Origin of the sequence: Candidatus Poriferisodalis sp., assembly GCF_965262965.1 — a bacterium.
Classification (GTDB): Bacteria; Actinomycetota; Acidimicrobiia; order Acidimicrobiales; family Poriferisodalaceae; genus Poriferisodalis.
In genome coordinates this window covers 1718584-1742305 of record NZ_OZ253573.1, presented here as the reverse complement: position 1 = coordinate 1742305, position 23722 = coordinate 1718584, and the positions used below count along the sequence as shown (strand labels likewise).

The 23722-nt window shown below is 66.4% G+C and carries 19 protein-coding genes; 13 read left to right on the top strand and 6 right to left on the bottom strand.

The features are described from left to right. Positions 1-60: 60 nt before the first annotated feature. The 4 genes from ACQY5K_RS08255 (at position 61) to cobO (ending at position 4071) form a co-directional block, all read left to right on the top strand. The gene (locus tag ACQY5K_RS08255) at positions 61-1233 is read left to right on the top strand and encodes a DUF1015 family protein (RefSeq protein WP_428121877.1); all 1173 of its coding nucleotides are present in this window, start codon (positions 61-63) and stop codon (positions 1231-1233) included. Between the two features lie 248 nt (positions 1234-1481). Further along, complete coding sequence (locus tag ACQY5K_RS08250) at positions 1482-2546, top strand: FecCD family ABC transporter permease (RefSeq protein ID WP_419922229.1); 1065 nt, start codon at positions 1482-1484, stop codon at positions 2544-2546. Further along, on the top strand, positions 2540-3448 hold the full coding sequence (locus tag ACQY5K_RS08245; RefSeq protein WP_428122614.1) for an ABC transporter ATP-binding protein: 909 nt from the start codon (positions 2540-2542) through the stop codon (positions 3446-3448). The genes ACQY5K_RS08250 and ACQY5K_RS08245 overlap by 7 nt, the downstream gene beginning before the upstream one ends. After that, positions 3445-4071 carry a cob(I)yrinic acid a,c-diamide adenosyltransferase gene (gene cobO / locus ACQY5K_RS08240; protein WP_428121875.1) on the top strand — a complete coding sequence of 209 codons (627 nt, stop codon included), beginning with the start codon at positions 3445-3447 and terminating at the stop codon, positions 4069-4071. The genes ACQY5K_RS08245 and cobO overlap by 4 nt, the downstream gene beginning before the upstream one ends. A gap of 60 nt (positions 4072-4131) precedes the next feature. Here the strand turns inward: cobO and ACQY5K_RS08235 are convergent, their stop codons facing one another. Further along, positions 4132-5250 (bottom strand): magnesium transporter CorA family protein, encoded by a 1119-nt coding sequence (locus ACQY5K_RS08235; protein ID WP_428121873.1) that lies wholly within the window; start codon positions 5248-5250, stop codon positions 4132-4134. Between the two features lie 103 nt (positions 5251-5353). On the opposite strand from ACQY5K_RS08235, the gene ACQY5K_RS08230 reads away from it, so the two are divergent. The 3 genes from ACQY5K_RS08230 to ACQY5K_RS08220 are packed head-to-tail and all read left to right on the top strand — an operon-like array spanning position 5354 to position 9898. Next, the gene (locus tag ACQY5K_RS08230; protein WP_428121871.1) at positions 5354-7507 is read left to right on the top strand and encodes a M20/M25/M40 family metallo-hydrolase; all 2154 of its coding nucleotides are present in this window, start codon (positions 5354-5356) and stop codon (positions 7505-7507) included. A 4-nt stretch (positions 7508-7511) separates the two neighbouring features. Next, positions 7512-9206 carry a gamma-glutamyltransferase family protein gene (locus tag ACQY5K_RS08225; protein WP_428121869.1) on the top strand — a complete coding sequence of 565 codons (1695 nt, stop codon included), beginning with the start codon at positions 7512-7514 and terminating at the stop codon, positions 9204-9206. Continuing rightward, entirely contained in the window at positions 9203-9898 is a 696-nt protein-coding gene (locus tag ACQY5K_RS08220) for an N-formylglutamate amidohydrolase (RefSeq protein ID WP_428121866.1), read from the top strand. The genes ACQY5K_RS08225 and ACQY5K_RS08220 overlap by 4 nt, the downstream gene beginning before the upstream one ends. 77 nt (positions 9899-9975) lie before the next feature. Here ACQY5K_RS08220 and ACQY5K_RS08215 read toward each other — a convergent pair whose 3' ends face one another. Beyond that, positions 9976-11190 (bottom strand): amidohydrolase family protein, encoded by a 1215-nt coding sequence (locus tag ACQY5K_RS08215; RefSeq protein ID WP_428121864.1) that lies wholly within the window; start codon positions 11188-11190, stop codon positions 9976-9978. A 267-nt stretch (positions 11191-11457) separates the two neighbouring features. On the opposite strand from ACQY5K_RS08215, the gene ACQY5K_RS08210 reads away from it, so the two are divergent. Beyond that, positions 11458-12333: an SDR family NAD(P)-dependent oxidoreductase gene (locus ACQY5K_RS08210; RefSeq protein ID WP_428121861.1), complete on the top strand. Its 876-nt coding sequence runs from the start codon at positions 11458-11460 to the stop codon at positions 12331-12333. A 31-nt stretch (positions 12334-12364) separates the two neighbouring features. Here the strand turns inward: ACQY5K_RS08210 and ACQY5K_RS08205 are convergent, their stop codons facing one another. Continuing rightward, positions 12365-13690 carry an acetyl-CoA hydrolase/transferase family protein gene (locus ACQY5K_RS08205; RefSeq protein ID WP_428121859.1) on the bottom strand — a complete coding sequence of 442 codons (1326 nt, stop codon included), beginning with the start codon at positions 13688-13690 and terminating at the stop codon, positions 12365-12367. A gap of 126 nt (positions 13691-13816) precedes the next feature. Here ACQY5K_RS08205 and ACQY5K_RS08200 point away from each other — a divergent pair, with 126 nt between their 5' ends. From ACQY5K_RS08200 to ACQY5K_RS08180, 5 genes are all read left to right on the top strand, one after another. Then, positions 13817-15025 (top strand): acyl-CoA dehydrogenase family protein, encoded by a 1209-nt coding sequence (locus ACQY5K_RS08200; RefSeq protein ID WP_428121856.1) that lies wholly within the window; start codon positions 13817-13819, stop codon positions 15023-15025. A gap of 178 nt (positions 15026-15203) precedes the next feature. Then, entirely contained in the window at positions 15204-15593 is a 390-nt protein-coding gene (locus ACQY5K_RS08195) for a hypothetical protein (RefSeq protein WP_428121854.1), read from the top strand. A gap of 5 nt (positions 15594-15598) precedes the next feature. Next, positions 15599-15955 carry a hypothetical protein gene (locus tag ACQY5K_RS08190; RefSeq protein ID WP_428122611.1) on the top strand — a complete coding sequence of 119 codons (357 nt, stop codon included), beginning with the start codon at positions 15599-15601 and terminating at the stop codon, positions 15953-15955. 2 nt (positions 15956-15957) lie between these two features. After that, complete coding sequence (locus ACQY5K_RS08185) at positions 15958-16308, top strand: aminopeptidase P family N-terminal domain-containing protein (RefSeq protein ID WP_428121852.1); 351 nt, start codon at positions 15958-15960, stop codon at positions 16306-16308. Next, positions 16272-16841, top strand: coding sequence for a M24 family metallopeptidase (locus ACQY5K_RS08180; RefSeq protein ID WP_428121849.1), 570 nt, complete (start codon positions 16272-16274; stop codon positions 16839-16841). The genes ACQY5K_RS08185 and ACQY5K_RS08180 overlap by 37 nt, the downstream gene beginning before the upstream one ends. A gap of 98 nt (positions 16842-16939) precedes the next feature. Here the strand turns inward: ACQY5K_RS08180 and ACQY5K_RS08175 are convergent, their stop codons facing one another. The 3 genes from ACQY5K_RS08175 to ACQY5K_RS08165 form a co-directional block, all read right to left on the bottom strand. Next, positions 16940-17854 (bottom strand): LysR family transcriptional regulator, encoded by a 915-nt coding sequence (locus ACQY5K_RS08175; protein WP_428121847.1) that lies wholly within the window; start codon positions 17852-17854, stop codon positions 16940-16942. Between the two features lie 661 nt (positions 17855-18515). Beyond that, a complete protein-coding gene (locus ACQY5K_RS08170; protein WP_428121845.1) occupies positions 18516-22385 on the bottom strand; it encodes an FAD-dependent oxidoreductase in 3870 nt (1289 codons plus the stop codon). Beyond that, positions 22382-23719: an aromatic ring-hydroxylating oxygenase subunit alpha gene (locus tag ACQY5K_RS08165; protein WP_428121843.1), complete on the bottom strand. Its 1338-nt coding sequence runs from the start codon at positions 23717-23719 to the stop codon at positions 22382-22384. Before ACQY5K_RS08165 ends, ACQY5K_RS08170 begins: the two co-directional genes overlap by 4 nt. Positions 23720-23722: the final 3 nt, after the last annotated feature.

Below are 23722 nucleotides of genomic sequence, written 5' to 3'. Positions count from 1 at the left end.
CGGTGAGATAACTTCGATCCGCTGCACGCGACTGACGGGCCGTGCGTGGGGAGGGAGCTGATGATCGAGCCGGTGCGCGCTCGCATCTTGACGCCCGAGTGGGCGCCGACGGTGATTCCCGCGCCATACGACTCGCTCACAGCCGACGAGCAAGCCCAGCATCTCGCAGACAACCCTGACTCCTTCGCGCATGTCGCCGGTTCGCCGCCAGAGAGTTTCGGGCACCCGACCGAGCATCTTCATCACGCCACTCGCAGCACCAAAGCGCTGGAGCGGCTGATCGGTCTGGGGGCGTTCGGCACAGAACAGGACCCGCGCTTGTACGTGCAGCGTGTCGAGGCCGACGGGCATACCCAGCATGCGCTCCTCGGTTCCGTCGGGCTCGAAGAGCACGAGCTGCGGCCGCACGAGGACACGCAGCCTGCCCGGGTGCACGGACTGGCAATGCACTTCAACGAGGTTGGCCGGATGTCGAGTCCGGTGGTCCTGACCTCACCCCGCCCTGTCGCCGTCACCGAAGTCATCGAGGCCACGGTGGCTGCAGCGGACGCCGATCCGCCGGTGCCCGCAGTACTCGACACCAAGACAGTCGACGGCGCGCGCGTCACGCTGTGGCGGGCTGTAACCACTGCAGCGAGCACCGGTGTGGCAGTCGAGGGGCCGCTGTACATCGTGGACGGACACCACCGGATTGCGGCGGCGCGGCAGGCGAATTTCCGCCGGGTGCTTGTGGCGTGCGCACCGCCGGCTGAGCTGCACCTGGGGAGCTTTGATCGCACCCTCGACGAACTCGACATAATGCCGCGCCGCGTCGCCGAGCTCTTGAGTGCACGCTGCGACGTGACCGAGGTGGCCGATGCTCGCGAGGCGAGGCCGGCGCAATCAGGCAGCATCGGCATCGGCGTCGCTGATCACTGGTTCCGCGCCGAGCGCCACGAGTCGGACGCGGTGTCGCTCGGCGAAGCCAGGCTCACATCTGCGGCTGATCTGGACGCGGCCTTTGTGCACGACTTCGTGCTGACGGATGTCTTCGGGGTGACGAGCCCGTCTGATCCGAGGCTGAGCTATCGACCCACGACGGTCACCGCCGCCTACTCGCCGGTGACCATCATGCTTGCCCCGGTGCGTCTCGACGCAGTGTTTGGTGTGGCGGATTTCGGTGGCGTGATGCCACCCAAGACCACCTACTTCCTGCCCAAAGCCCGCTCCGGCTTGCTGCTGGTCCGCTGCTAAGAGGCCGAGCCGATAGACAGCGAAACGCGGGCGCACAACGACATCGACCGCGCGGCCGTGGCCCGACACCTGCTGTGGACACCTACACTCCCCATGTTCGGTGGGCAGCGAAGCTGGTGCGATTCCAGCACTGTCCCGCAGCGGTGATGCTCGGACACCCCGGCTCGCAAGGACCGGGGAGTCGAGACGAGTCCGGTCGCCTGCCCGTCGAGCGACGAACCAACCCTCGAGGACGGGGAAGGCGTCAGGTGAACGCATCGACGGCGACGCAGCCCGCAGCAGTAGACGGCAGCCGTCTCGGCGCAGGGGCGCTCGCGGTCGCGGGTCTCGTAGTGGTGGGCGCGGTCGTCGCTGCACTCACGATCGGCCCGGTTTCGATAGCGCCGCACCGGGTTGCGCTCGAACTCGGGGACGCGTTGCCGTGGGTGTCGGCCGATTCTGGTCTGTCAGTGACCCACGCTGCGATCGTGGAGCAAATCCGACTGCCACGTGTGGTTCTCGGGCTGCTGGTCGGTGCCACGCTGTCGGTGAGCGGTGCCGCCTACCAGGGCGCGTTCCGCAACCCGCTCGCTGACCCGTACCTGCTGGGCATCGCCGCCGGTGCCGGCCTGGGCGCGACCATCGCCATTACATCCAACCTCGGCGACGGCGCCGGCGCATTCGATTCGGTACCGCTGGCGGCGTTCTGCGGCGCGATTGTGGCGGTCACGGTTTCGTACGCTGCCGGACACATTGGTGGGCGGTCGACCGCATCGCTGGTGCTCGCGGGTGTTGCTGTCGCGAGCTTTCTCACGGCATGCCAGACCTATGTGCTGCAAGCCAACAACGAGGCGTTTCGCGAGGTCTACGCCTGGATCCTGGGACGGTTGGCGACCTCGGGCTGGACCGAGCCGGCGTTGATGGCGCCGTACTTCGTAGTCACCACCGCCGTCATACTGCGATACCGGCGGGCGCTGGACGTCCTGGCTGTGGGTGACGAGGAAGCCACCTCGTTGGGCCTCAATACGAGGCGAGTTCGCGTGGTCGTCGTGGTCGCGGCCTCGTTGGGTACCGCGGCGGCGGTGTCGGTCAGCGGTCTCATCGGATTCGTCGGGATCATCGTGCCTCACGCGGTGCGGCTCGCTTTCGGAGCGAGCCACCGGGTCCTGCTCCCGCTGACGGTTCTGCTTGGTGGCGCTTTCATGGTGTTGGCGGATCTCGCGGCGCGCACGATCGTGTCGCCCGCCGAGCTGCCGATCGGCGTCGTGACGGCATTCCTCGGCGCACCGTTCTTCGTTCTGGTTCTGCGCACGAGTCGCCGGGAGGTCTGGTGATGGCCTCGGTGCATATCAGCGGACTCAGGGTGAAACTGGGCGGCACGCCGGTGCTGCGCGGGGTGGATCTGTCGGTCTCGGCGGGCGAGTGGGTCAACGTCATCGGCCCGAATGGCGCCGGCAAGACAACGCTGCTGCGATCCCTGCTCAGCCGATCGCTGCAGGGTGTGGGCACGGTCGAAGGCCGCGTCGACATCGACGGCCTGGCCGACCGGCGCCCGGCGAACTGGGCCCGCACGGTGGCCTACGTGCCGCAGGTACCGGTCATTCCTGCAGGAATGACCGTTGCCGACTACGTCCTGCTCGGACGCACACCGCACCGAGGCGTCTTCTCTGCGATTACGGGTGTCGATCGCGCTGTGGCGGCAGAGGTTCTGGAACGGCTGGACCTGACGGGCTTTGCCGCGCGCGAAGTGCGCTCGCTCTCGGGGGGCGAGCGGCAGCGAGCCGTGATGGCGCGGGCGCTCGCGCAGCAGGCTGCCGTGCTGTTGCTGGACGAGCCGACCACTGCGCTGGACCTGGGTCATCAGCAAGAGGTGCTGAACCTCGTCGACGATCTCCGGCGTGAGCGGCAACTGACCGTTATCGCCACCTTGCACGACCTGACGCTCGCTGCCCGCTACGGCGACCGGATTGCCTTGCTCGCCGCAGGTCGGTTCGTGACGACGGGATCGCCCGCTGAGGTGCTGACCGTGGGCAATATCGCCGAACACTTCTGCGCTGAGGTGCGAATCATCGACGATCCGCATGGACCCGTCATTGTTCCTGCAACGTCGGCGGCGCGATCGTCGCCGAGCCCAGTCCCATCGTCGCCAGTCCCATCGTCGCCAGTTCCGTTGTCGCCAGTCCCGACACCCCCAACCCCGTCGTCACAGGCGGTCGCCACAGGAGGACACTCATGACCGAATCCGAATCCGAATCCGAAGCTGCAGTTGCCGCAGACGAAGCGGCATCGGCCGCCGTCGACACGCCACCGGAAACCGATCCCAGGCCCGATCGGCTGCGCACTGTGAGAAGCCTGGTCGTGCTGAACACCGGTGACGGCAAGGGAAAGTCATCGGCGGCGTTCGGTGTGGCGATGCGCGCTCGTGCGCGCGAGTGGCCCGTCGCAGTCGTGCAGTTCTTGAAGTCGCCGGATTGGGTCACCGGCGAGCAGCTGATGGCCGAACCGCTGGGCATCGATTTCTGGTCGCTCGGCGAAGGCTTCACCTGGGACAGCGACGACCTGAGCCGTGACGAAGCTGAGGCACGCGAGGCGTGGCGCCACGGCAAGGAGTTGGTCCAAGCGGGCGACCACCGACTCGTCGTATTTGACGAGATCACCTATCCGCTGAACTGGGGCTGGATCGATGCCGCAGACGTCGAGGCGACGTTCCGCAACCGTCCCGAACGGGTCTCGCTGGTGCTGACCGGGCGCGACGCGCCGCAATGGCTGATCGACCTCGCCGACACCGTGACCGAGATGCGCAAGACGAAGCACCCCTACGACGACGGCATCGCCGCCAAGAAGGGCATCGACTACTGATGCCCCCCGTTCAATGCTCGTAGTGCTCACCGCGGTGCGGGTGCGGCCGTCGTCAAGCAATCAGTCGTGGCTCGGTTCGGCGGGCCGGTGACGGCGAGCCACTGAACCCGCAATGGTCCGCAATGGCGTGGTGGATATTTCGAAGACAGCTCCAACCAGCTGAGCTGGTGCGCGGGCGGCCTCGATGAGGCCTCGACCGAGCACGTCTCCGGCGGTTCGGCCCGAGGGCCGAGGCATCCAGCCCACCGAGACGAAGACCCCGAGCGACAGGGCTGCGACCAGCGCCATGAACGCTGTGACGATGATCCAACCGCCAGGCCGACCGATGAGCGGGAGGTCCACGAAGTTCATGCCGAAGAAGCCGACGACGAGTGTCAACGGCAGCATGATCGCGGCGTACACGGTGAGAACTTTGGTCACCTCGGTTGCTTGGCGGGCTTCGGCGCCGCGGTAGGCATCCAGGCTCTCCGCCAGTGCGGTCCGCGCCCCATCGACACCTTGAGCCGCTCGTGATGCCGTGTCGAACACATCGGAGAAACGACGCCGACCCGCGTCAGTGACCACCTGCGAGGTGGAGCGCCGAAGGATGTCGAGCGCTTCGCGCTGGGGATGCACGGACCGGCGTAGCGCTGTCAAGTCGGCGCGCACAGCAGTGATCTCGTTGAGGAAGCCGGCGTCGGCCCGCAATGCCAGCCCAGTCAATTCCTCGTTGCGGTCATCGAACACATCCAGCACCGTGACGAGCCGGCGAGTGGCGACATCAGCCAGCCGGGCGAGTGTCTCGTCGGGGCCGCCGTTGGCGACTTCGGGCTGGCACATGACGCCGTCCCAGAGCACGTCCACCGACGGCGACTGCACCCGGTGAATGGTGACGAGACACTGCCGCGAAAGGAAACAACTGAGCTCGTAGCAATCGATTCGCTCGCCGCTCAGCGCATGCAGAACGACGAACACCGAGCTGCCGAAGTCATCGACCTTGGGGAGATCGGTGTCCTGGACCGCGTCCCGGGCCGCAAGCGCATCGAGCCCCAGCGCTTCGGTGAACACGTTGACTTCTTCGACCTCGTCTGGCGCCGCCGTGATATCGATCCACACCCAGCCGGATGCAGGCAGTGTCGTCGGCGGCTCCATGGCCTCGGCGCACTCACTCGCGCCGAACTGAAGTGCTCGAATCAACACTGACACGATGCTGGCACGCCCGCACCGCAAACTGGCTGATCCGCGTTCAGGCGGGTGGCAATCCGCGGCGTGGAGGCGACCGCCTAAGCAATAGCTTCGAGCTATGAGAATCGCGATCGTCTACAACCGCGATAGCCGCAACGTCATCAATCTGTTCGGTATGCCGAATCAGGAGAAGATCGGCCTCAAGACCATCAAGCGGCTCAGCGACGCGCTCCGAGCCGGCGGCCATCAGGTCACGGCGCTGGAGGCAGACAAGGAGCTGATCTCCAAATTGGAGTCGTTCATGCCCAGGGTCGTCAAGGGTGAGCGACCCGGCATGGTCTTCAATGTCTCCTACGGGCTGCAGGGCCAGGCGCGCTACACGCATGTCCCGAGCATCCTCGAGATGATCGGAATCCCCTATGTGGCGTCGGGCCCGCTGGGGCATTCGCTGGCGCTCGACAAAGTCGTCACGAAGATGATGCTCCGCCAGAACAACATCCCCACGCCGGACTTCGTGGTGCTCGACACGCCCGAGGGTCCCGTACCCGACGGCTTGGCGTATCCGATGATCGTCAAGCCCAAGAACGAGGCCGTCTCGTTCGGGCTGGCAGTGGTCAACAACGAAGCGGAGTTGCGGGACGCCGCGCAGGTCATCTTTGACCGGTTCCGTCAGCCCGTCCTTGCCGAGCAGTACATCGAGGGCCGCGAAGTGAACGTGGGGGTGCTGGGCAACGCCCCGCCGGAGGCCTTCCCGCCCGTCATGCTCAGCTTCGGCACCGACGGGCCCCAGATCTACACCTACGAGGACAAGACCGGACGCAGCGGGCGCACCATCGAGCCCCTGTGCCCTGCTCCGATCTCCGATGAGCTCTCCCAGCAGGCCCAGGACATCGCCGTCCGCTCGTTTTCGGTGCTCGGGCTCTACGACTGCGCCCGCGTTGACATGAGGGTGGACGACGACGACAACATCTACGTGCTCGAAGTCAACAGCCTGCCGAGCCTCGGCGAGCACGGGTCGTACCTGGTGGGGGCCGCCCATGTGGGCATGGACTTCGCAGCGTTCGTCAACCGCTTGGTCGAGGTTGCCAGCGCCCGCTACTTCGGAACGCCGCAGCCGCCGGCGGTCGACGCCAAGGCGGCCGATCCGTCCGAGCGTGCCTTCGCGTTCATCACCCAGCGCCGGGACCAGATGGAACGGTCGCTGCAGCAATGGGTGGAGCTTCCCAGCCACACCGACGACCCGCTCGGGCTCGCACGTGCCGCCGAGCGAGCCGGGCGAATTTTCACCGATCTCGGCATGCGGGCGGTAGCGGAATTCACCGATGAGCCCGAGTCGTACATGTGGGAGACGGCACGGGGGTTCGGCGGCGGCGTCCTGTTGCTCGCCCACCTCGACGTGCCCACGACGGGCAGTACGCTGCGACAGGGATACCGCCGAGATCCTGAATGGCTGTACGGCGAGGGTGTGGGACGGTCCCGCGGATCGCTGGTGATGCTGGAGTACGCCCTGCGGGCGCTGCGCAGCGTGCGGACGCTGAGACGGGTGCCGCTGGGCGTGCTGCTGTACACCGACGAGGGTCGCGACGGCGCCCAGAGCCAGGGACTCATCAGGCGAGCGACGGCGCGAGCGGGCCAGGTTCTGGTGTGCAGGCCGGGCACGGTCGGCAATGGCATCATCACCGAGCGACGCGGAAGCCGCCGCTATGAATTGACCGTGGAGGGTCAGAGCCTGAGTCCCGGACAGGTCGGGCGCCGACGCACGGTGGTCAACTGGACGGCCGAGAAGCTCGTCGCGATCAGCAAGCTCAACGCCCCGAACAAGCGCCTGTCGATCGCTGCGCTCGACGTCCGCACCGAGCGGCACGCGATGTTCGTGCCTCATCGAGTCGAGGCGTCACTGATGATGTCGTACATCGACGCTGCCCAAGCCGACGAAGCCGAAGCATCGATGCGGTCCATACTCGGGCGCCGCGGGCCCAGATGGAATCTCACCCGGCTCACCGACCGGCCGCCGATGGTCGACCGGCCCGCCAACCAAGATGCCGTCGCGGCGCTCGAAGCCGCGGCATCCAAGTGGGACATCCCGATCGAGCACGAATCGTCGGGTTGGTCTTCGGTGGCCGGACTCGTGCCCGACCCCACGGCCGTAGTCTGCGGGGTCGGTCCGATCGTGAAAGACCGGGGAACTCCCGACGAGGCCGTGCAGCGCATCAGCCTCGTCCAACGCACACTGCTGCTAGCGGAGTACCTCATCGGCCGGCTCGAACGATGAGCGCATGATCGAACGCGAGCCACAATCCAACCCGGCCGTTGCCGCGCCACCGGCCGCGGGACCGCGCAGGCGGCGCGCTGCGTCGGCCGATACCGAACTGCTCGAGCTGTCCGACGCGCGCATTCACGAGCCGCAACGCATCGCGGCATCCGAGCACGGGATGGTGAGCACCGCTCACTACTCGGCGACAGCAGCGGGTGTGCAGATGCTCGAACGCGACGGCAATGCCATCGACGCCGCCGTGGCGGCCGCGCTCGCGCTCGGGGTGTGCGAGCCCGCAGCGTCGGGGCTCGGCGGCCAGACTATGATGGTCATTCACGACAGTGCCTCAGGCCGCACGATCGCCCTCGACGGCTCGTCGAGGGCGCCGAATCGAGCACTCGTCGAGCGTTTCGCAAACCTCACTGAAGACCGCAGGCGGGGCCACCTCGCGACCACCGTGCCGAGTTCGCCTGCCGTGTACGCCCATGCGCTTGCGAACTACGGCAAGCTTGACTGGTCAACGGTTTGCGAGCCGGCGATCGTGCTGGCCGAAGAGGGCTACGAGGTCAGCCTCCTGCAGTATCGCCTCACCCGGCGCGAACGCAGGCGCCTCGCGGCTCATTCAGGCAGTCAGTTCTTCCTCCAGGACGGGCGGCGGGCATGCCGCGCCGGCACCACCATCACCCAGCCGGTGTTGGCTCGGACGCTGCGTCGTCTGCGCGAGCAGGGCTTCGAGGACTTCTACCTCGGCGAGACTGCTCGCCTGATCCATGAGGACATGGAGGCCAACGGCGGGATCGTGCTCGCCGACGATCTTGCCCAGATACCCCATCCCATCGAACGGCGGCCGCTGTCGGTGCGCTTCGGGCGCGACCGGGTGCTCACGATGCCGCTGCCGGGCGCCGGACGCACCCTGGTGGAGATGCTCAACATTCACCAGAGCCTCCCGAGCGAACTCCAGGACATCGACACGCCTGAGGGCGCTGTCTGCCTGGCGGAGACCATCCGGTTGGCGCTCATCGATCGCAAGGACCGCCCCTTCGACCCGAATCTGTACTCCCCGGCCTCGGACAAGCAGATGCTCAACCGCGAGTACGCCCGGGCTCTCGCCAGCGGGGTGGCCCAGCGCTTCGGGCACGGCGAGACCACGCACCTGTCGGTCATGGACGCGCACGGCAACGTGGTGGCGCTCACCCAGTCGATCGAGAACGTCTACGGCTCTTGCGCTGCGTCTCCCGAGCTCGGATTTCTCTACAACAACTACATGAGTGCCTTCCAGACCACCGATGTCAGCCACCCGTACTACCTGCGCCCGAACGCCGTGCCGTGGGCCAGCGTGGCCCCGACGATCGTGTTCCGGTCCTCCGAGCCGTGGCTGGCGATTGGCTCGCCCGGCAGCGAACGCATTCCGCCCACGATTCTGCAAGTGCTGCTGCGTCTGCGGAACTCTTCGCCGATGGCAGCAGTGGACGCACCCCGCATCCACTGCTCGCTGGCAGGGGAGGTCTCGGTGGAGGCGTCGCGGATTGCCACCGATGTGCTCGCGGCGTTGGAGGATGCGGGTTTTGTGCTGAATCGCCGGGAGCCCTATTCGTTCTATCTCGGCTGCGCGCAGCTGGTCATCAACAACGGCGGACGGCTCATCGGCGTGGCCGATCCGCGGCGCGACGGAGCCGCGGCAGGTCCTGCGTCTGTGCCCTCGCCTGAGCCCGCATGAGCAAGCTGCCGCTGGTCATCTCGGTACCGCACGCCGGCTTACGAGTTCCCGCCGAAGTCACCGACGTGTGCTCGCTGTCGGCACAGGAGATCGCCGACGACGGCGACGGCGGCGCTGCGGAGATCTACTCGATCCAATCCGAAGTCGAAGCGTTCATCACCACCGACGTGGCCCGCGCCATCGTCGACATGAATCGGGCACCCAACGACCGCCGGACCGACGGCGTCGTCAAGACCCACACCTGCTGGAACGTGCCCGTCTACCGCCGACCGCTGCGCGAATCCGAAGTCGAGGGTCTCTTGGGCACCTACCACGCGCCCTATCACGACCAGCTCAGCGAACTGGGGCGCAGCGGCCAGTGGCCCCTGGGTGTCGACTGCCACACGATGGCCGCGAGCGGCCCTCCCGTCGGACCCGACCACGGCAAAGAGCGACCGTGGATCTGTCTGAGCAACGGCGACCGAACCTGCCCGCCGACTTGGATCGACGGCCTGCGGGCGTGCTTCGCCGAACTCGTCGACGGACCAGTGATCGTCAACGATCCTTTTCGAGGCGGATACATCACCCGTTCACACGGAGCCGAGATGCCGTGGATGCAGCTCGAGATGTCCAGAGCGCCGTTCATGACGAACCACGACAAGCGCCAGATGGTCCTGACTGCGTTCAGCAACTGGGTCGAGACGCATCTGTAAGCGCCGCACCACCGCGGCCACCCAGTCGGCGGCCGGCAACTCACCGGTCAACGGCGGGCAACCCCGGAACGGACGCGCTAGAGGTCAAACAGGCGCTTGGCGTTTCCGCCGATGAAATCGGTCTGGTGCTGGGCGGGGAACATGTCGACCAGCTCGTCGAGATCCATGACGTATTCGGGGGTGTGATCGGCGTGAGGGAAGTCGCTCGCCCACATGAATCGGTCGTGTCCGTAGCGCTGCGCGAGCGCTGGAATCGTGCGCTCGTCAGGGTCGCACGAGATCCAGACCTGGCGCATGAAGTACTCGCTGGGCTTCATTTCCAGCGGCACTCGGGTGCCGGTGTACGTGTGGGCGAAAACTGCGTCGATGCGGTCGAGGCAGTAGCCGATCCATCCGCCGCCTGATTCGAGCACCAGCACCTTCAGCTCCGGGAATTGTTCGAAGATGCCGTAGTCGAACAGCGAGACGAACTGGTGACGCACCCCATCGGACGCTGTCATCGATGCCGTCAGCCGCAGGTCTCGCACGTGTTCCCAAGTGCCCATGCGCGTGCCCTTCGTCCACTGCGGCTCGAAAGTCGGGTGGATGGCGAAGGGGACGCCGAGATCCTGTGCGGCCTCGAACACCGGGTGGTGATCGGGATGGCCCAGCGGCTTGGTGTTGTGGGTGAACGGCGCGACGAAACAGCCACGCGCCCCGTCCGCCACCGCACGCCGCAGCTCGGCCGCGGCGGCGACGGGATCGGTCAGCGACAGATGAGCCGTGGGAATCAGCCGATCGGAGTGGTCGCGGCAGAAGTCGCAGATCCAGCGGTTGTAGGCGCGTGTATACGCCTGGCTCAGCTCTGGGTCCTCCAGCTCGGCCTCCCACAGCAGCCCCACTGTCGTGTACAGAATCGCCATGTCGAGCCCCTCGGCGTCGAGCAGGTCGATGCGCTGGTGGGGGTCCATGGCGCCGTAGGGAATCTCGCCCAGATAGGTGCGATCCGGGTTGAACATGATGTCGGGCAGGTCGGGCGCGCCCATCGCGCCCAGCGTCGACACCATCCCAGCTCGGGCCAGCTTGCTTCGCTGGCCGTCGATCATCAGGATCTCGAGCCCTCGCTCGTCCTCGATGCCGATGTGCAGTGCCCGATCCTTGTAGCGGTCTTCGAGGTATTCCTCCCACAGGTCGGGCGGCTCGAGGATGTGCCCGTCTGCGTCCACGCCGCCGGCGTGCGCGATCTTGTGCACCTCGTGCATGTGCCGCTGGCCGCCGTCGGCTGCCACGGTCCGTTGGATGGTCGTGCTCATGCTGGCCCCCTCATGCTGGCCTCACGCTGCCCCGGTCCGCAAGCGTGCATACCCGCTTGCATTCTCGCATGGCGAGCGGTGACACGCGGTGGCTTGCGACACAGTGCGGACGACACAGTGCGGGCGATCGCGCAGTGCCACGGCGAGGAGGCTGGGCACGCCGACGCGTCATCGGCGACAATCTCGTGTGGCGCCCGAGCAGTTCGCCTCGTGCGCAGGGGTGCCCGAACGCGGTCGGACCGGGGATCGGGACGCAAGGAGGACGACATGAGCAATGGCGAGGGGCGACTGGCCGGCAAGTCGGCGGTGATCACCGGCGGCGCGAGCGGAATGGGACGCTCGACCGTTGAGCTGTTCTTGGCGGAGGGCGCGTCCGTCGTCGTCGGCGACCTGAATGCCGACGCGGGCCACGCGTTCATGGACGACCTGGGCGCGGCCGGCCTTGGCGACCGAGCGCGATTCACGCGCACCGATGTTTCGGTCGAGGACGATGTCGCTGCCATGACCGAATTGGCAGTCGAGGCGTTCGGCCGGCTGGATGTGGTGTTCAACAACGCTGGCATCGGCGGTGCCTTCGGTCCGATCACCGAATTGGAGGTCGGCGCCTGGGACGAGACGTTTGCGATCCTTGTGCGCTCGGTGATGCTCGGCACCAAGCACGCGGCGCGCGTGATGATCCCGCAGGGGACGGGTGGCTCGATCATCAACACCGCGTCGATCGCGGGTGTGGGCGGCGGCGCCGGCCCGCAGGCATATTCCGCGGCGAAGGCCGCAGTCATCAGCCTCGCCCAGACGACGGGGCTCGAGCTGGCACCGCATCGCATCCGGGTGAACGCGATCTGCCCGGGGCTGATCTTCACGCCGCTCATGCACAGCGGCAACCAAGCCCAAGCTGCGGAGGTGATGGCCGAGTTGCAGCCGTGGCCAGAGCGCGGCGAGGGTGACGACATCGCGGCGATGGCGCTGTTCCTCGCCAGCGATGAGAGCAAGTTCGTGAGCGGTCAGCAGCTTGTCGTGGACGGCGCCTTGCTAGCTGCGGGGCCCCGCATTCACGGCAAGATGCACAACACCCGCAACCTTCACCGCATGTCGGGCATGGCCTATGGAACGACGGGGAAAGCTGCAACCGTCCGCCGCCTGTGAACCTCGTGCGGCCGGCTCTGGTTGGCCGCGTTCACTGCGACAGTGACGCCTCGAGTTCGGCACGGTGGTCTGGATGCGCGATCGAGGTGAGCAGTTCGGCGCGCTCGGAGAGGGTGCGCCCGCGTAGCTCGACAGCACCGAACTCGGTCGCCACGACGTCGGCGACATAGGCGGGAAGCGTGGTCGGGGCGCCTCGGTCCAGCTGGGGCACGATCCGCGAGATCTTGCCTCTAGCCGCCGTTGACGGCATCGCCACGATGGCGCGGCCCGCCGTTGCGACAGACGCCCCGAACGCAAAGTCGGGCGCACCGCCCGGCCCGGAGATGTAGCGCCCCCGAACCATCTCCGAATTCGCTGAGCCATCGAGAGCCATCTGGACGGTCGATTGCAGCGCGACGAAGTTGCGAATCTGAGCGATGCCCTCGATGCCGTGGCTCAACGAGCCGCGCACCAGCCGTACTCGCGGGTTGCGGTCGACCCAGTCGTAGAGGCGCCTCGTCCCCATCACCTCGGCGGCGACACTCACGCCCACGCCGAAATCGATGTCGGTGCCCTTGTGCCGGTTGTCGATCACGCCGCCTTCGATCAGCTCGATGCAGGCGTCGTTGATCATGCCGCCGTGCAGCCCCAGGTGTCGTCGGTCGCCCAGGCTGGACAGCACCGCGTCGGGCACCGAGCCGATGCCGAACTGCAGCGTCGAGCCGTCGATGATGTAGGGGCCGACGTGGGATGCGATCGTGAGAGCCGTGTCGTCGATGACCGCGGGCGCCAACTCGGCGAGCGGCTCGTCGATCTCGACGAGGGCGTCGAAGTCGCTGCGGTGACACTCGCCTTCGCCGTGCACGTACGGCATCTGCGGGTTGATCTGCGCGATGACCAGTCGGGCTGAGCGCAGCAGTTCGACATGACCGCCGACGCCGGTACCGAGGCTCATAGAGCCATCGGCGTCGGGTGGGCTGGCTTGGCACAGCAGCACATCGGCTTCCAGGCCGCCGCCGGGGCCCGCCAGCCCGGAGATGTCGGAATAGCGAGCCGGGACGACGCCGAAGTGACAGCTGTCGAGCGCATCGCGCAGCGCGCCGCTTGGTTGCAGCGATGTCCAGCGGAACGGATTTCCCAGATGGTCCAACGGCGCTGGCCGGGCCAGCAGAAAAGCGCTGACGAATTCGATGTCTGCGAAGCGGTCGTGGGCAGCATCGATGGCGTCGAGGAGGCCGAACGGTGTCGCTGATCCTTGGGAGACGTAGACGCGGGCTCGCCGGGGGATGCGTTCGATTGCGTCGTCGGCTGTGACCAGTGTTCCAGCACGGTCGCCCACGCGGCCGCCGTTCGAGGGATCGCTGCGTTGCTCACTCATCGCTGCGGTGCTCCTGGCCTCGGAAGCGTCCTGGCACCGTCAGCGACGGTGGCTGCGCTTGAGGCGCACTCTAAAAGGCCGAGCGGAGAGCCAGCGGGTTGGCGGGAGCGGGCAATACTGCTCGTCATGGAATCCCTCGGAAACGACCTCGACGTCATGCCTACAGCCGACCTGATCGCAGACCTGACACCAGACGTCGATGACGCAGCAGTCGACGCGTCCGAGCAGGCCATCATCGATCGCGCTGCGGAATGGGCGTGGACATACGTCGCGCCGCGTGCGGAAACCTGGGAACGGGAACGCCGATTCGCATCTGAGGCATTCGCCAGCGCCGCCGCCGAGGGCCTCTGCGGACTATTGGTGCCGCCGGCCGACGGCGGCAAAGGCATCAGTTCGGTAGCGCTCGCTCGTGTGCTCGAAGAAATAGCCGCAGTCGACCTCTCCGTGGCCTTCTCATTGGTGTGCCACAACAACTTGGCCGGCGCTGTGAGCCGGCGTGCTCCGGCCGAGCTGCGCGCCCGAGCACTGCCGTCGCTCGTGTCGGGCGAGCGAGTCGGTGCATTCCTGCTCACCGAACCGGGGGTCGGCAGCGACGCGGCGGCGATCACTACCCGTGCGCAACGAGACGGCGATGAGTGGATTCTCGACGGTGCAAAGGCGTGGGTGACCAACGGCACCACGGCGTCGCTCCTGTCGGTGTACGCGCAGACAGACCCGGCTGCAGGGCATCGTGGCATTGCCGCATTCCTGGTCGACGGGAACTCCGACGGGATCGAGCGCACCGCCGGCTACGACTTGTTCGGCGGCCACGGGCTGGGCACAAATGGCATCAGCTTTCACGAGTGCCGAGTGCCCGATGCCGACACGCTGGTGCCGGTCGGTCAGGGCTTCGCTGCAGCCATGGAGGGCATCGACCTGGCCCGCATTCTCGTTTCAGCGATGTGTTGCGGGATGTTGCGCACCGGATTGGCGACCGCTACGTCGTATGTGCGCGAACGCCAAGCGTTCGGCAGCCGTCTCGCCGACCTGCAGGCCGTGCGGTTCCGGCTGGCCGACGTCGCAACCGATCTTGAAGCCGCTCGCCTGCTGGCCTACCGAGCCGCGGTCGCACTTGCGGCAGGGCGACCTGCTGCGGTCATGGCCGCACATGCGAAGAAGTTCGCTACCCGGGCCGCCGAGCGCCGGCTGGCGGACTGCATGCAGGTGATGGGAGCCAACGGCGCGCGTCGGGACCATCCGCTTCCTCGCCACTTGGCAACCGCCCGGCTGACGCACTACCTCGACGGTGCGACCGAGATCCAGGACGTGGTCATCAGCCGGGCACTCTTGGACTGAGCGAGGCTTCTCGCGGTCACCATGCACAGCTTGTATGTAAAACCCACCAAGGGATGTAGTTGTTTCATAACTCAAGAGGGTGTTGGCTAGGCCCAGAGGCGGTCCCAACCGAAGTCTCAGCTCGTTCGAGCAGACCCGGCTTCCGTCTTGGACATGACGATTTGCAAGTGGGGAGGCTGTGAGTTCTTCAGTGCTATACGCGAATCCAGAGGGTGATGTTCTGGATGACATTGTTGATACGAAGCGGTATCCCGTCGGCGGAAGCGCCGGCGGCATCGATCGGGTGGGCTGGGATGAGGCGGTCGGGGCTGCATGCGCAGAGCTCGCCGAGCATGGCTGCGCCACCCTTCGGGGGTTCCTGAGTCCGTCTGGCCTGGCGCAGGCGCATCGCGAAATCGAGTCGATCGTGCCGAAGGCACCGATACGCAGCGAGACTTCGAACGTGTACGCAAGTCCCGATGCCGGCAAGGGCCTTGACCCCGACGATCCGCTGGCCGGACTCATCGTCACGATCGTTCCGCCGGGGGCGAGCTTCACTGGCACTACGACACCAACGAGTTCGTGGTGACCCTGATGGTCTGCGAACCCGACGAAGGCGGACTGCTCGAATACTGCCCGTGGCTTCGCGGCCCTGGCGACGAGAACCTCGATGGCCTCGGGCGGGTGCTGCGCGACGAAGCGCCCGACGCGGTGCGGGCGATGAAGATGCATGCAGGCGACCTTCAGATCTTCATGGGTCGGTATTCGCTGCACCGGGTCACCAAGGTGCTCGGGAAAACGACGCGCAGTGTCGGTGTGCTGGGCTACGCAAACCGGCCAGGCGTCATCGGCCCCGTCGAGCGGACTCGGTCCGTGTACGGGCGGGTCACTGAAGCTCACTTGCTCGCGGCTGAATTCGCTCCGCAGTCGGGTGATGGGCTGATCTTGTGATCGTGCCGGCTGCCGAGTTGGAGCTCGAGCGGCTCGCCCGGTTGCAGCATCGACTTGTCGCCGCGGATTGCGACGCTGGGTTGTTTTACGACCCGTTCAACATTCGGTATGCCACCGGCACCTCGAACATGTCGGTGTATGCGCTGCATCATCCGTGCCGCTACGCACTGGTCCCTGCGCAGGGCCACGTCACCCTGTTCGACTTCAAGACCTGCGAGCACCTCTCCGACGGCCACCCTGGCGTGGGCGAGATCCGCAGCGCAGTGAGCTGGTACCACTTCATCACCGGTCCCCGGACCGAGGAGTTCGCCGAGCGTTGGGCGGCGGCGAGTGGTTCGAGACCCGACTGCTGACGTCGGGGCCGCGCACCAACCCGTGGTACCAGGAGTGCTCGGATCGAGTGATCCGCGAGGGAGACCTCGTGGCATTCGATACCGACCACGTCGGGCTCGGCGGCTACACCGTGGACGTCTCGCGTACGTGGCTTGCCGGCGACGTCAAGCGCACGGCGGAGCAACGGGACATGTATGCCGCGGCGTACGAGCAGGTGCAACGCAACGTCGAGCTGCTGCAGCCCGGAGTGACGTTCGCCGAGGTGTCACAACGGGCACACCTTCCTCCCGACGGGTTGCACTCACCGGCAAATGCCTGCGTTGCACACGGCATGGGCTTGTGCAACGAGTACCCGCTGATTCTCAATCGCGACCAGTTCGCATCCGACGGCTACGACGGCGTGCTCGAGCCCGGCATGGTGCTGTGCGTGGAGAGCCTGGTGGCCCCGCAGGGTCGCCCCGAAGCCGTCAAGCTCGACGAACAGGTGCTCATCACGCCGACGGGACCCCAAGTCCTGTCGGCGTCGCCGTTCTGTGAGTCGTTGTTGAGCTGACGGGCCAAGGCAATCGGGCTAGGGCAAGCGAGCCAAGGCAATCGATCCGGATGCCGTGTCGTGCTGCGCTAGCCCGGGCTGCGTCGGTCCGACCTGCGTTAGTTCGACGGATTCCCGCCGTTGCCGAGCCACTCGACGATGGCATCGGCGACTTGCCGTTCAGGCGCGTCGAGTTGTGTGTCGAGCCGGGTCAATGCCGACCACTCCAAGTCGAGACCGCGGCGACTGCAGCGCACTGCGGCAAGCCGCTCGACCTCGATCCATGGCGACATCGCCCAACGGCTGAGGATGGACACGCCGAATCCCGCGGCGACCATCTCTGCGATGGCACCGGTCTGCTCCAGCACGGTGATGGTGCGAGGGGACACACCTGCAGGTCGAATGAACCGCTCGTACTCGAAGCCGGGTGCGGGTTGACGGTTGTAGGTGAAATAGTGCTCGTCGCCAACCGATTCGGGTCCGATCCATGTTCGCTCCGCGAGCCGGTGATCTGGACTGGTGATGAGCACCAGCTCGTCGGTGAACAGATGCTGCGCCGTGCATGCGCCTCGCGGCTGCCCGGGGGCCAGCACCAGGTCGGCGGTGCCGTCTGCGAGCCGCTGTACCGGCGAGTCGCCAACGACGACCAGTTCGAGCATCAGATTCTGAAGCTGTTCACTTGCTGTCGCTGCGAATTGCGCCAGCCAGTGGTAGCAGTCGTACGAGCCGATGCCGATGCGTACGGTAGCGGTTGTCCCTCCGGCGCTGCGCATGAAGTCGCGTTCGGCGCGGGCCAAGTCAGGCATCGCGCGGTGGGCGGCTTGGCAAAGTGCCAGTGCGGCCGGCGTCGGCTGCATGCCCCGCGACGGTCGTCGCTCGAACAATCGACCGCCGAGCCGTCGCTCGGCTTCAGCTAGTCGATGGCTCACGGCGGACTGGCTGACGTGAAGTCGACCTGCCGCAGCAGTGACTGAGCCAGTGTCCGACACAGCGACAATCGTTTCGTAGTGATGCATCTCCAGGCGCGAAGTCATAGCGACCAGCCCGTTCGCTTAGTTGTGCAATATGAATCAAATAGATTATTTATATGAAAATTGCACATAGACTGTTTGAAAGGGAAATCAGATAGGACCAAGATTCTCGCGATTGAGGACAGTCGTCGTGTGATCTGTGCCTCAGCGTGGCTCAGCAGTTGTGTGCCCATCCGGATGAATTCCCTGTATGTCCAACGCCCAATTGGGAAGGTCAGACAGTGTAGATCACACCTTTCGGACCACACAGGGGGGCCAAGGTTGTAACCGAAGCCCGCACGAGTGCTCTGTGAAGTCACTGCGAGACGAAAACGCTCAACCGTACACATATGTATTGCATGAACGAGAATGAGTCGCCACCGAGGACCTCAGTGGTTGTGATTCCGTTACGCGTCCGCCCGGTTGACCTATTGAGAGCCGCATGAGGGCTTGATATACATCTAGAGAGCACAAGAATGCTGATGTCCATGATTATGCAGCACGTGCGCAATGACGTTCATAGGTTCTGAAATATTTCACGAAAATCGCCCAAACATCGAACGAATTGACGTTGTCAGCCCGGACGCGCCGCCCCGTTATTAGCCGCTCGGTGATGCTGGCTATTGGAGTACCTACGAACGCATTGTGACGTGTGTCTGACTTGATGTCGCTTCTGGTGGAGGATTCAGCCCGCATGTTCGGGTCCTCGGGGTGGGTGGTTTCGATGGTAGGCGATGCGTTGTCGGCGGGCTCGGGCGAGGCCGTCGCGTCGGGCGGCTCGGATGGTGTGTCGGTGGCCGCGGTGTTCTTGGTCGGGGGTGACGTAGCCGATGCCGGCGTGCAGTCGGATGGTGTTGTAGCGCTGTTGTTGGGTTTCGAGTTCGGCGCGCAGCACGTCGATGTCGTCGATGAGTTCGAGGTGGGGCTGTTCGGTCTTGAGGTGGCCGAACAGGCTCTCGGTCCAGGCTTGGTCGGTGGGGGTGCCGGGTCGGCCGTAGTGGGTGGCGAGCCAGCACAGCGCCATGAACTCCCGTGTCGCCCCGGACCTCATCTGGGGGCCGTTGTCGGACATCACCAGCAGAACCGGTGCCGCGTCGGAGTCGGGGTCCCATGGGGTGCTTTGGGGGTTGCGCTGGTCGATGACGTCGTCGAGGCGTTCTGCGCGCAGTGCCCGGTTGAACACGGCCTGGACCTCGATGCTGGTCTCGTCGGCCGAGGTGATATCGGCGATCCATTTGCGGGAGATCACGTCGCAGATCACCGTGGTGGCCGCCCCGGCTCGCGTCCAGTGCGTCGTGTCGTAGATCCATATCCGGTTCGGGGCTTGCTCGACCCACGCCGGCCACGGCCTGCGGACCGAGCGTGCATGCCGTTTCGGGCCGCGAAAGCGCAGGTCGCGGCGCTCGAGCACCCGCCGCACGGTTGACGGGTCGGCCCAGAACCGACCCAGCCACGACCCCCGGTGAGCGAGCTTGCGATGCGATGAGTCGATGTCGCCCCACTCGTCGAACACCGCCACGATCTCGTCTTCCTCGCCGGGAGTGAGCCCGTGGACCGCGCCCCCGCCCGGCGCCGCGTCGTCGAGGCCCTCACCGTCAGCGACGCGGCCACGCCACCGCTCCAGGCGGCGCTGGGACAGCTCCAGGCGCACGCACGCCGCCCGGGTGCTCCACCCGCCCGCCTCGGCACGCACGACCAAATCCATGAGCGCTGTCTTGGCGGCCGCATCCACCCGTCGTGGGACCCGGCCACTGCGCCCCAACGCTCTTTTCCCTCCGCCAACGTCAACCTCACCGCCATCTCGGCCAACGCAGTGCGCAAACGCTCGACCTGGGCCCCCGCCGCCTCGGCCTCCACGTCCCGCTGCTTGTCCCGCCGGCCCGGACGCGACCGCGCCAGCGCATCGAGCGCGCCCTGCCGGGCCACCTCGCGCAGCTTCGCTACCGTCGACCGGTCCACACGCGCCCGATCGGCCGCCTCGCTCACCGTGGTCTCCCCACGCACGAGCTGCATCCAGATCTCGTACTTCTCCTGCGGCGCCAAGAACCGCTTCCTCTTCACACCAGGCTCGATACTCAACAGAACTCCTCAACGCTCCGCCGAGAACCCTCCCATGCTGGCTGAAACCAACCGCCACTAGCGACACAAAGTCAGCCGCAACACACAAGCCCGAGCGCCCCGGCGCCGTATCAACAGTCCACGTGCGCAACGTCATCGCACCCGGCACGGCAGAACCACCACTGGCCCCGCCGCCCTGCGCCCCGTATTTGTCGACAAGCGCAGCTCGCCCCACAAAGTCCTCGCCGGCGTCGCCCGCTCTCGTGAACCGCACAAAGCGGCCAAGGCCCGCCTCGAACGGGTCATAGGTCGGCCGGTACTCACGAGCCCAGCTGCCAAAGCTCTTGTCCAAGCGAAGCGAGTTCAGCGCATGCAGGCCAAACAGCCGCAAACCATGCGCCCGACCCCGCTCGCGCAACAGCGTGAACACATGCCGCTGATACCCGGCCGGCATCCACAGCTCGTAGCCCAGGCTCCCTGTGTAGCTCAGCCGGCCGCACCACACCCGGGCCCACCCCACATCGAATTCGGAAAAGCTGCCGAATCGCATGGCGTCATTCGACACGTCAGCGTCAGCGACCTCGGCCAGCAATTCCCTGGACTTCGGCCCGGCCAAAGCGATCCCGCACACGTCAGTGCCGAGCGTGCGATACGTCACCGCCGGCGCCCACCCAACCAGCGCTGCGTCAAACCACCGCTCGTAGTAGCGCTGCGCCACGCCCGATCCGAAGATCACGAACCGCTCGCCGCTGCCGCTGCGTCCGCCAATGTTCGCCGTCGCACCGCCGGTCACCGTCTCAGCAGGCCCGTCAGCTCGCCCCGTCGCTGGCGGCAGGCACGCAATCGTTAGATCGCCCGTGAGATTCCCCGATTCGCCGCACATCGGCGCCAGAGCAATCCGCCCAGGCCCCGGCACCCGCGAAGCCACGAGGTGCGCCAGCCACTCCCGAGCCCGCGGACCCTCCACCCCGAACTTGGCTAATCCTGACGACTCCATCAGCCCCAACCCGCCACGCACCGCAGCCACTTCTTCACGTACATGCGGCCATGCATTCGAACGGCCGAACGTGATGTCCTCGACGGCCCTCGCCTCAGGAGCGAACCACAGCGGCACTTCCAAACCGAACGAATCGCCGAACACCCCTCCGGCCTCGCACTGATCGGGGTAGATCGGCGTCGTGACCAGCGGCCGGCCCTCACCCAAGAATTCGTTGGGGAAGCTGATGCTGAAGCGTCGGCGGTAGTTCTCGCGCACCTTGGTGTTGGTGTAGGCACGGCTCGCCCAGTCGCCGAAGCGGGCGACGTCCATGGCCCACACGTCGAAACCCGGGTCGCCCGTCGTCATCCAGTTCGCCATCGCCAAGCCGACACCGCCGCCCTGCGACAAACCCGCCATCACCGCGCACGCCGACCAGAACCCCGGCAAACCCCGAATCGGACCGACAAGCGGATTCCCGTCCGGCGCAAACGTGAACGGCCCATTGACCACCCGCGCAATCCCCACATCGGCCAGCGCCGGGAAGTGCCGGAACGCCGTGTCCAGCGATGGGGCGATCCGCTCGAGGTCGGGCGTCAACAGGCGCTTGTCGAAGTCCCACGGCGTCTGGCGGCGCTGCCATGCCACGGCGGCCTGCTCGTACGTGCCCACCAGCAGCCCCCGGCCCTCCTGGCGCGTATAGATCTCGCCGCCGAAGTCGATGACGCCCATCAGCTCATCGCCGGTGCGTTCGTTGTGGGCGACCACGGTGTCCATCGGCTCGGTCAGCACGTAGGTGTGCTCCATGGCCAGCACGGGCAGCTCGAGGCCCACCATCCGCCCGACCTCTCGCGCCCACAGTCCGCCCGCATTGACGACGTGATCTGCCTCGAGCCAGTCGCCGACCTCGCCGTCCACCTCACCCCCGGCCAGATCTCCTCGAGACGTGTCGTAGATCCCGACCCGCCAATGCCCCGCAGGCGCCCGCTCGATCCGCCGCGCCCACGTATGGCGGCGCACGTCCGCGCCCGCTGCCACCGCCGCGCGCGCATATGCGAACGTGACACCTGCCGGGTCCACATGTCCGTGATCCGCATCGAACATCGCGCCCGCAAACTGGCTCGGGTCGATAATCGGCAGGCGCCGAGCGGCCTCTTCCGCGGAGATCATCTCGGACTCGATGCCCAGGTAGTGGCCCCGCGCATGCGTCATCCGCAGCCAGTCCAGGCGCTCGGGCGTGTCGGCCAGGTTGATGGCGCCGGTGAGGTGGATGCCGCAATCCACCCCAGAGATCTCCTCGATCTCGCTATACAGCTCGATGGTGTACTGCTGCAGCTTGGCCATCGTCGGATCCGAGTTGATCGGATGCATCCCGCCCGCCGCATGCCACGTCGAGCCCGCAGTCAGCTCGGAGCGTTCCAGCAGCACCACGTCGGTCCAGCCGGCTCGTGTCAGGTGGAACAGCACGCTTGCGCCGACGACGCCGCCGCCGACGACGACCGCCTGCACACGGTCGGTCATGACGTCGCCGTCGCCGGGGCCTCCGGTGCGCTTGAGGCTGCTGCGGCTTCGGTGGCCGGCGGCATGGGGTTCGGATCGCTTCCGTAGAGGTCGATGCCGCCGGGCCGGTCACCTGCTGGCACTGCCAGTTCAGCAACGGTCTCCAGCGTCATGAGATCGGCTGTCATCTTGTGGAAGCGATTCAGCGGCTCTTCGAAGCGCGGCGCCAGCGGACCCGGCGGCGCACCCCCGCGAGCAATGCCGCGCTGGGCACGCTCGCAGATGTCGATGTCCTCGTCGTTCACATCGATCCAGAAGCGCCGAGTGACTTCGAACGCCTCCGCGAACTGCTGCGCGCCCGCCTCGTCGGATGCCGGCGACGTGCCCGGCGGGAACACGAACGAGCAGTGCTCGATGGTGCGCCCTGCCGACACCGGTTCGAGTCGCATCACGAATGCGTGGCTCGGCAGCACGGCAATCAGCACGTTCGGGAACAACGCGATGAACCTGCCGCTGGCGGCATCGGACGCATCGAGGCCGTCCGCGGCCGGCAGCGTCAGCCAGTCGTCGCGCTCATCGCCGGAGATGGGAGTCGTTGTCTGCCCGCAGTACATGCCCGGCCCCTGGTAGCGGTGGTGGTCCTCCACTCGGGACATCTTCGCCAGCTCGGGATGCACCCACCCCAGGTGGTAGTACTCCGCGAAGTTCTCGAAGATCAGCTTCCAGTTGGCGGCCGGCTCGAACGTGCAGTCCGCCGGTGAGGGTGTAGCGGGCTGCCACTCGTCGAAGCCGTAGCCGGCCATGCGCTCGTCGAGGTCGCCTAGCCACTGTGCGAGGGGCGGTGTGTCGGCGTTCAGGCACGCGAACACGAACGGCCCCCACGAGTCCACTCGCACGGGCACCAGGCCGAAATCTGCTGGGTCGAAGTCGTCCCTTGGCACCGAATCGAACATCGGCGTGGCCACGAGCCGCCCGTCGACGCTGTAGTGCCAGCGGTGATACGGGCAGCGGATGGTCTGTGCGATGTCGCAGTCGGCCTCGGCGAGCTCGGTGCCGCGGTGGCGGCACGAGTTCAGGAAGCCGACCAGCCCGTCGTCGGTTCTGGCCAGCAGCACCGATCGCCCGCCGATCGACCGCACCAGCAGCCGGCTCGGTCGTGCCAGCTCTGCCGTCAGCGCCACGCAGACCCATGCACGGCCGAACAGTCGCTCTTGTTCGTCGGCGAAGAAGCCCTCGTCGGCGTAGACCGCAGGCGCCATGGCGAACGACTCGTCTACAGCGTTGCGATTGGGAGCCCAGAATTCAGACTCCGGCTGTGTCCACGCAGCCGTCGGCTGGGTCCATGAAGTCGCCATATC